Here is a 2,769-nt window from a genome sequence, read left to right on the forward strand (position 1 = left end):
ACGAGACCGCCCCGGGGCAGCGGGGCCGCCCCCCGGGGGCGGAACGGGTGGGCAAGGGGGCGGCCCCCGGCGGAGCCGCCCCCTTGGGCCCCGCCCGCCCCGCGCACGCACCCCGCCCCGCGCACGCACCCCGCCCGCCCGCCCCCGCGCCCCCACCCCTACCCCTACCCCACTCCACCCCTGGAAGGGCCCGGCCCCCATGCCCCCACCCCGCCCCCACCCCACCCGCCGCCACACCCTCACCGCCCTCGCCGCCACCCCCCTCGCCCCCCTGCTCGCCAGCACGCTCGGAAGCAGCCCCGCATCCGCGCACACGGGAGCCGACACCGAAGCCGGACGACCCCACCACCCGACCCACCCCACCCTGCACCTCACCGGCGACTCCACCGCCGCCCAAAAATTCACCCCCGCCGCCCCCGAAACCGGCTGGGGAATGGCCCTCCCCCTCTTCCTCCACCCCCACCTCCGCGTCGCCAACCACGCCCTCAACGGCCGCAGTTCGAAAAGCTTCATCGACGAAGGACACCTCGCCGCGCTCCTTCCCCTCCTCCGCCCCGGCGACCTCCTCCTCATCCAGTTCGGCCACAACGACCAGAAGTCCGCAGACCCCTCCCGGTACACCGAGCCCTGGAGCACGTACCAGAAGTACCTGCGCCAGTACGTCGACGGGGCACGGGCGCGCGGGGCCCGCCCCGTCCTCCTGACCTCCGTCGAACGCCGTAAGTTCGACGACTTTGGCCGGGCCGTGCCCACCCACGGCGAGTACCCCGCCGCCATGCGCGCGCTCGCGGCACGAGAAGGCGTACCACTCGTCGACGTACAGGCGACGTCACTCCGCACGTGGCAGGACCTGGGCCCGGAACCGCTCAAGGCGTACTTCAACTGGCTGGAGCCCGGCGAAAGCCCCAACTACCCGAACGGCGTGCGGGACAACACGCACTTCCGCCCGCCCGGCGCCATCGAGGTGGCCCGGATGGTAGCGGCGGGCCTCCTCGCGGCAGGGGCACTGCGCCCCCGCGACGTACGACGTCTGCACGCACCGATCCCCACCGAGTGGATCACCTGGCCGACGGCGTAACCGCGCCCCCACCCACGCCACGCCACGCCAATCCACTCCACTCCACTGCACTTCACTCCACCCAGGAGAAGCCATGCCACGCCCTCACCGTCACCACGCCGGAACCCTCACTCTGGCCACCGCCCTGGCCCTGACCACCTGCGCCACCCTGACCGGCCCGGCGCAAGCCCACCCCCACGCGTCGCCCCACTCGCCTCAAGCAGCCCACACCCCCCATGCCTCCCACGGACCCCGTGACCCCGCCCGCCAGACACTCCCCGCCGACGACGGCTGGGCGTCGGAGGGCACCGGCACCACGGGCGGCGCGAAAGCGGAGGCCCAGCACGTCCACACCGTCCGTACGTGGGACGAGTTCCGTACGGCACTCGCCGCCGGCGGGACGGCCCCGAAGATCATCAAGGTCGCCGGCACCCTCAACGCCACTGCCTCAGGCTGCTCCGCCTTCGAGTCCCCCGGCTACGACTTCGGCCGCTACCTGGCGGCCTACGACCCCGCGGTCTGGGGCTACGAGAACCCGGTGTCCGGCCCCCTGGAGGACGCCCGCGCCGCCTCCGCCACCCTCCAGGCCAAAGCCATCAAGGCCCCAGTCCCCGCCAACACCACCATCATCGGCATCGGACGCAACGCGGGCATCACCGGCGGCAGCCTCCAGATCCAAGGCGTCGACAACGTCATCATCCGCAATCTCACCGTCGAGAGCCCCCTCGACTGCTTCCCGCAGTGGGACCCGACGGACGGGGCGAAGGGTGCCTGGAACTCCGAGTACGACGCGATGGTGGTCCACAGCTCCACCCACGTCTGGATCGACCACAACACCTTCACCGACGGCGCCCACCCCGACAGCAGCCTGCCCCGCCACTACGGCGAGCTGTACCAGCAGCACGACGGCGAACTCGACATCGTCCGAGGCGCGAACCACGTCACCGCCTCCTGGAACACCTTCGCCGACCACGACAAGACCCTGATGATCGGCAACAGCGACGGCGCGTCGGGCACGGACGCGGGCAAACTCAAGGTCACCCTCCACCACAACCACTTCACCGGCATCGTCGAACGCGCCCCCCGCGTCCGCTTCGGCCAGGTCGACGCGTACAACAACCACTTCACCGTCACCAGCACCCAGCCGTACGAGTACGCCTTCGGCATCGGCCAGGACTCCCGCCTGTACGCGGAGAAGAACACCTTCACCCTCCCGCCGGGCGTCGCCCCCGCCCGCATCCTCAAGAAGTGGAAGGACGCCCCCCTCACGGACACCGCCAACTACGTCAACGGCCGCCCCACGGACCTGATCGCCGCCCACAACGCGGCCAACCCCACCAACCCCCTGCGCCGGGACGCCGGCTGGACCCCCACCCTCCGCTCCCGCGTCGACCACCCGAAGGCGGTGCCGGGCCTGGTCAGGGCGCAGGCGGGGGCGGGCAGGCTCCGCTGAGGAGCTGACCGTCGGCGCCCCTCTCCTCCACGTCTCCGTCCGGGGTGAGCCGCGCCATCGACGCGGGCCCCACGAGCACCAGGAACGCGAGCCATATCGAGGCGTTCCGGGGCAGGGCGTAAGCCGGCACCGGGTAACGGGCGAGGGGCGGGGGGGGCCGAAAAAAGTTCGCCCCCCCCGCCAGAAATCAACACCGTTGGCGGGGGGGGGCCAGGCCCCCCCGGGGGGGTTGTTGGGGGGGGTAGGGGGGAGGGCCCCC

Annotated in this window: 2 protein-coding genes; both read left to right on the forward strand. The window is 72.4% G+C overall.

All coding sequences use genetic code 11. The features are described from left to right. Positions 1 to 199 precede the first annotated feature (199 nt). A complete protein-coding gene (locus tag ACFWVV_RS35230; protein WP_384347981.1) occupies positions 200 to 1,078 on the forward strand; it encodes a rhamnogalacturonan acetylesterase in 879 nt (292 codons plus the stop codon). A gap of 73 nt (positions 1,079 to 1,151) precedes the next feature. After that, the gene (locus ACFWVV_RS35235; protein WP_384347978.1) at positions 1,152 to 2,510 is read left to right on the forward strand and encodes a polysaccharide lyase family 1 protein; all 1,359 of its coding nucleotides are present in this window, start codon (positions 1,152 to 1,154) and stop codon (positions 2,508 to 2,510) included. The last annotated feature ends 259 nt before the right edge of the window (positions 2,511 to 2,769 follow it).

The sequence above is a fragment of the Streptomyces sp. NPDC058663 genome, from assembly GCF_042716745.1.
GTDB lineage: Bacteria > Actinomycetota > Actinomycetes > Streptomycetales > Streptomycetaceae > Streptomyces.

Excerpts from the sequence above, each read along its gene's own strand:
- ACFWVV_RS35230 (WP_384347981.1), top strand. The coding sequence starts at position 200 with ATGCCCCCACCCCGCCCCCACCCCACCCGCCGCCACACCCTCACCGCC.
- ACFWVV_RS35235 (WP_384347978.1), top strand. The coding sequence starts at position 1,152 with ATGCCACGCCCTCACCGTCACCACGCCGGAACCCTCACTCTGGCCACC.